Annotated in this window: 10 protein-coding genes and 1 pseudogene; 9 read left to right on the plus strand and 2 right to left on the minus strand. The window is 59.6% G+C overall.

Translation table 11 applies throughout. The features are described 5' to 3' along the window. Positions 1–289: pseudogene (locus RA210_RS17580) on the minus strand (IS110 family transposase); the annotation flags it as partial. 263 nt (positions 290–552) lie between these two features. On the opposite strand from RA210_RS17580, the gene RA210_RS17585 reads away from it, so the two are divergent. From RA210_RS17585 to RA210_RS17625, 9 genes are all read left to right on the plus strand, one after another. Further along, positions 553–1,023: a DUF6714 family protein gene (locus tag RA210_RS17585; RefSeq protein WP_201487452.1), complete on the plus strand. Its 471-nt coding sequence runs from the start codon at positions 553–555 to the stop codon at positions 1,021–1,023. 95 nt (positions 1,024–1,118) lie between these two features. Then, the gene (locus RA210_RS17590; RefSeq protein ID WP_201487453.1) at positions 1,119–1,526 is read left to right on the plus strand and encodes a hypothetical protein; all 408 of its coding nucleotides are present in this window, start codon (positions 1,119–1,121) and stop codon (positions 1,524–1,526) included. 71 nt (positions 1,527–1,597) lie between these two features. Beyond that, positions 1,598–1,963 (plus strand): SMI1/KNR4 family protein, encoded by a 366-nt coding sequence (locus tag RA210_RS17595; RefSeq protein WP_201487454.1) that lies wholly within the window; start codon positions 1,598–1,600, stop codon positions 1,961–1,963. Positions 1,964–2,035: 72 nt separating this feature from the next. Continuing rightward, positions 2,036–2,236, plus strand: coding sequence for an alpha/beta fold hydrolase (locus tag RA210_RS17600; protein WP_236574795.1), 201 nt, complete (start codon positions 2,036–2,038; stop codon positions 2,234–2,236). Between the two features lie 54 nt (positions 2,237–2,290). Further along, complete coding sequence (locus RA210_RS17605; RefSeq protein WP_201487455.1) at positions 2,291–2,530, plus strand: helix-hairpin-helix domain-containing protein; 240 nt, start codon at positions 2,291–2,293, stop codon at positions 2,528–2,530. Then, positions 2,523–2,936, plus strand: a complete 414-nt coding sequence (locus RA210_RS17610) for a hypothetical protein (RefSeq protein ID WP_201487456.1) — start codon at positions 2,523–2,525, stop codon at positions 2,934–2,936. Before RA210_RS17605 ends, RA210_RS17610 begins: the two co-directional genes overlap by 8 nt. A 66-nt stretch (positions 2,937–3,002) precedes the next feature. Next, positions 3,003–3,617, plus strand: coding sequence for an alpha/beta fold hydrolase (locus RA210_RS17615; protein ID WP_201487457.1), 615 nt, complete (start codon positions 3,003–3,005; stop codon positions 3,615–3,617). A 194-nt stretch (positions 3,618–3,811) separates the two neighbouring features. Continuing rightward, positions 3,812–4,153 carry a type II toxin-antitoxin system RelE/ParE family toxin gene (locus tag RA210_RS17620; protein WP_201487458.1) on the plus strand — a complete coding sequence of 114 codons (342 nt, stop codon included), beginning with the start codon at positions 3,812–3,814 and terminating at the stop codon, positions 4,151–4,153. A gap of 10 nt (positions 4,154–4,163) precedes the next feature. Beyond that, the gene (locus tag RA210_RS17625) at positions 4,164–4,460 is read left to right on the plus strand and encodes an XRE family transcriptional regulator (protein WP_201487459.1); all 297 of its coding nucleotides are present in this window, start codon (positions 4,164–4,166) and stop codon (positions 4,458–4,460) included. 344 nt (positions 4,461–4,804) lie between these two features. Here RA210_RS17625 and RA210_RS17630 read toward each other — a convergent pair. Then, positions 4,805–4,928, minus strand: a 124-nt coding sequence (locus RA210_RS17630) for a transposase (protein WP_201485414.1), incomplete at its 5' end; no start/stop codon positions are given.

Below are 4,928 nucleotides of genomic sequence, written 5' to 3' on the forward strand. Positions count from 1 at the left end.
GGATGGCGTCGCAGTCGTTGCGGTCGGTCTTGTTGCGGCGGCGGTAGGGGCGCACATAGCGCGCGTGCAGCAGCGTCACCTTGTGCCCCAGCGCCTGGGCGAAACGCCCCCAGTAGTGCGCCGTGCCGCAGGCTTCCATCAGCCACTCGACCGGCTCGGCCTGCTCCTGTATATATCGACGAAATGCCTCGCGATTCAGCCGCTTGCGCTGACTCACCTGCCCGGCACGGACGCTTTCGGCAACCTGGTAAACGGACTTGGCCAAATCCACTGCAATCTGCTTGTACATCGCTGGAACCCTCCGAACGCCATTCTCGACACCGCTGGTGCGGGTAATTGTGGTGCAGGGAGAGTCCATTACAGCATTCAAGTCGCTCGCTTCGCTCACTGCGGGACCGGCTAAAGCCGGCCCCTTAACCAAACGTTATTCAACAATACACACCGCTCTGCTTCGCAGAGCGGTGTGTATTGTCGAATAACTACTCGCCGGAGCACACACCCACGATGCGCGTGGGCGGTGCTCAGCTCGAACCTTGTTGGGCGTCATAGGCCATGAGACACCGAAAAATTATCGAAGAAGCTAAGAGAGTGTTCTCCGATCCTCTCGGCTTCACTCCACAAAAAACATTGCGCGCAGGTAATGCTTTGGATGAATACAGGCCAGAACCAAGATTCGACCCTGTAATTGACAGTATTTCGGATGAGTATCTAGAAGAATACCACTGGGGTATAAGCCATCTTGACCCGGACTCATGGAAATACTACTTGCCAACACTCATTGAGTACTCACTCAAAAACCTCGATGAAGACAGCCTTGTCACAAATGCACTCCTAAACTCTCTGCGTCCACCAGATCGCACCCCACCTCGCCTGGCTTCTTTATCTCAAGAGCAGGAGCGAGTTATTGTTACGTTCCTAGAAACTCTTGCATTCAATGAGAACTCAGCCCAACAAGATCTTGCATGTCAAGTCATGGAGGAATGGTGGATTCCAAACGCGCTATATCGAGGCAGCATACAATGACGCCCAACAAGGCGCTCAACGTCGCTCACTTCGTTCGCCGGACGTCCAAAAGCTGCGCTTTTGGCCGCCCGTTAGCTTAATCGTTGGGAGTGGCAATGCGTCAGCTCATAAGACATCTCGTTGCAGCACTAAAACGACACGCCACCCTACTAAAGGCTATTGCTTCCACGGTAACTATATTGGGAGTGACAAACTATGTTCCGGCGCCTTGGTGGCAATCGCCGCTGTTATCGTGGGGCCTGTCAAGCCAATCCACGCTCACGCTATTCCTGATAATTCTATTTCTCTTCTTATGGGCATATCAACATGTCGTTTTGCTAACTAAAGAGAATGAGTTCTTGAAAGAAAAGAATCGAATCGCCAATCTATCTCCCGAAGAACAAGCAGATATAACGAAGAAAAAACTAACGATGTTCGGTAGATATTTAGGTCGGCTACTTTCTTCCGGTGAAGAGAAGGATAACTTGAAAGTAATCTCCAATGGCTCAAACGGCCACCCCTAACCCTGCGGTCAACACGGACATTGCGCATAAAGCCGCGCAAGGCCGTTTACCTTCACGTTATGGCAATACTCATGCGCGATCTCAAACAGGTAGCTGGTCTCGTATTCACTCACCCCGCCACTGGCGAGGAGTACGGCATAATTCGTCAAATACAAGGTAAGGCGGCGGCGTCGATTGCGGGCCAAACGCCTTTCGCAGAGGACGGGTGCGGCAACGAATTCGTCCAAGCACAGGATTCAAGCATCCACTTTTGGGACCATGAGACCGAGGAACTCACTCGCTTGGCCTCGGACTGGGATTCGTTTGTAGCGAACTGCGAGAAGCCAAAACCCGTTGAACTGGATCTAGCCCAGGTGAAGTCTGCATGGATTGACCCCGAGTTTGCGAAGCAACTCGGAATAAAAGTGCCGCCCGACGGGTGGAAGAAGAAGCCATAACCAGCGCGTATGGTAGACAACGGCGCAGCCTTGCCCAACGCAGCCCGCTTCGCTACCTTCAAGGACCGACCCGTGACCCCATTCCCCTCCAAACTCCTCTTCCTCCCCGGCGCCTCCGGCAACACTGAGTTCTGGCGCCCGGCCGCCGAGCGTCTTGCCCACCCGGCGCAGCAGATCCATATCGGCTGGCCCGGCTTCGGCAACACGCCGCCCGACCCGAGCGTGACCGGCATGGCCGATCTGGTGGCCCGCGTGCTGCCGGCGATAGACTAGGCCGCCGCACGGGCGGCCCCGCCCCTCAAGCGTCATGTATCTATGGAGAGATTCATGCCTTTTTCACCGGAAGAACGTAAGGCCCTGCTGGGCGTAAAGGGCGTTGGCCCCACGGTAGTTGCTCGCCTTGAGCAGATGGGGTTCACGTCGCTTGCTCAGTTGAGCGAGGCGAATGCGCTGGACATCGTTTCCCAGGCCTCGGCTATCGTCGGATCCACCTGCTGGAAGAACAGTCCGCAAGCGCGTGCGGCCATCCAGGCCGCAATTGCATTGGCAAAGTCGCGCCATGACTGACCGCGTCCTCAATTCAGGCCACCTCATGAAGCGCGCGCTCATACTGCTTGAGTTCGTATGCCTGTTTGGGCCGGCCATTGCCGTGCTGTGCTTCGGCGCTCTCTTTCTGGGAGTAATGCTGCTGGCCGATGGCAGCGAGAACGGAAGCGACTGGCTGTTAGGAGCGGCTGTCGTTGTGTGTGGCGGCTGGGGTGTGGTTTCGGTGGCACACCTCGCTTTCCATCTGGTCGCTGGTCGGCACTGGCCGGGGAGGCCCGTTCAGTTGCTCGGGCTTGGGCTGGGGGTGGTCGCCTGCTGCGTCGGTGTACTAATGGTTCAGGCCAGTCCTTTAGGGCTCGTATTCGTCGCCCCGATCGCGGCGACGATCCATTTTGTTGTTCTGGCAAAGCGCCGAGCTGCTTCCTGACGGTTCAGCGAGTAGGGCAGGATACCCGCAGCGTATCCGCCATCATGCACCCTCAAGGATTGAGCCGTGATCCCATCTCCCAGCAAGCTCCTCTTCCTCCCCGGCGCCTCCGGCAACACCGAGTTCTGGCGCCCGGCCGCCGAGCTTCTTGCCCACCCCGCGCAGCAGGTCCATATCGGCTGGCCCGGCTTCGGCAGCACGCCGCCCGACCCGAGTCTGGCCGGCATGGTCGATCTGGTGGCCCGCGTGCTGCCGGAGATCGACCAGCCTACCGCGCTGGTGGCGCAGTCCATGGGCGGGATCGTCGCCGTGTGCGCGGCGCTGGAGCGGCCCGAGCGGGTCACCCATCTGGTGCTGACCGTCACCTCGGGCGGGGTGGACATGTCCGCCCTGGGCGCGCAGGACTGGCGCCCGGACTTCGCGGCCGCCAACCCGAACCTGCCGCGCTGGTTTCTCGACGACCGCACCGACCTCACCGCCCGGCTGGCCGAACTGCACATGCCCGTGCTGCTGCTCTGGGGCGACGCCGACCCGATCAGCCCCGTCCGCGTTGGCCAGCGCCTCGCCGAGCTGCTCCCCCGCGCCGAGCTGCACGTCTTCCCCGGCGGTGGCCGCGACCTGGGCTTTACCCATGCTGCGGAGGTGGCGGGGTTGATCGATAGGCATCTGGCTGCGGGGTAGGGCGTACGGTAGATAACGGCGCAGCCTTGTCCACCAATGCCAGCGGTAGGTAATCGCCGCGCGAAAGCCGCCCTTTCTACCGCCTGCAACTGCCTCTCCAGCCGCTTCGGCACTGCCCGTTGCAGTTCGGCCACCTGGGTGAGGTGGACGCACGGCACTTCTCGCATGCACTATCTTTGGTACACTGTTGTCCCATGAACGAGATCCCACCCGTCCTCAGTGTCAAATTCTTCCGCACCGAAGCGGGAAACGAGCCTGTCCGTGACTGGCTGGCCGATTTGCCCAGGGAGCAGCGCCGGCAGGTCGGCACCGATATCAAGACGGTGCAGCTCGGCTGGCCCATCGGTATGCCGGTGGTTCGCAAGCTCGACACCGGGCTATGGGAGGTCCGGACGGACCTTGGCGACACCATCGCTCGCGTCATCTTTACGGTCGTCGGCTCCGGGATGGTGCTACTCCACGGCTTCATCAAGAAGAGTCAGAAAACCCCGGCGGTCGATCTGCAGACCGCCAAACAGCGCAAATCCAGACTGTGAGGTACAGCGCATGAACCCGCACATTGGCTCCGATTTTGACGACTTTCTCGCCGAGCAAGGCCTGTCGGAGGAAGTCTCCGCCGCCGCGCTCAAGCGTGTCATCGCCTGGCAGATCGCCGAGGCCATGAAGGAGCAGCACATCAGCAAGAAAGCCCTCGCCGAGCGCATGCACACCAGTCGTACCGCGGTCGACCGGGCACTCGACGAGGACGATGCCGGAATGACGCTGGCCACCCTCGCCAGCGCCGCCCGCGCGCTGAAACGTCGCGTCGAGATCCGCCTGCTGCCCGAGGAGGCGCACGCATGAAGCCATGAGCGGCATGCGACCTGGGCAGGCTCACGACTATCTCGAGCAGATCTCCACCCAGCAGGCGGTTCGCGACGGTCGAGAGGCGGGCTGCCCGTGGTGGGCTTTCGAGGCTGCTGGAGGGGGTGAAAAGAGTGCTAGAACTCGAAATGCGACCGCTCTAGCATGCGGCTTTCAGGGGTTTCGGCTTCGCTTGGTTCTGGCGCGGAAATCGGCTAGAATGCGCGCCGTTCAAGGGTTTTTGGAGCGGATTGCAAATCCGTGTACGCCGGTTCGATTCCGACCTCGGCCTCCACTACAAGAAAAGCCCTGTAGATCATTGATCTACAGGGCTTTTTATTGGTTCATCGCATTTTCCCGGGGAAGGCGGCCTTGATTTTCAGGAAAAAGTAATCGGCGTCCCTGAAGCCATAGGCCATGCGCTTGATCACCTTGATCCGGTTGTTCACCCCCTCCAGCAGGCTGGTG

This window comes from Pseudomonas sp. OF001 (genome assembly GCF_904426495.1).
In the GTDB taxonomy this organism is placed as follows: domain Bacteria; phylum Pseudomonadota; class Gammaproteobacteria; order Pseudomonadales; family Pseudomonadaceae; genus Geopseudomonas.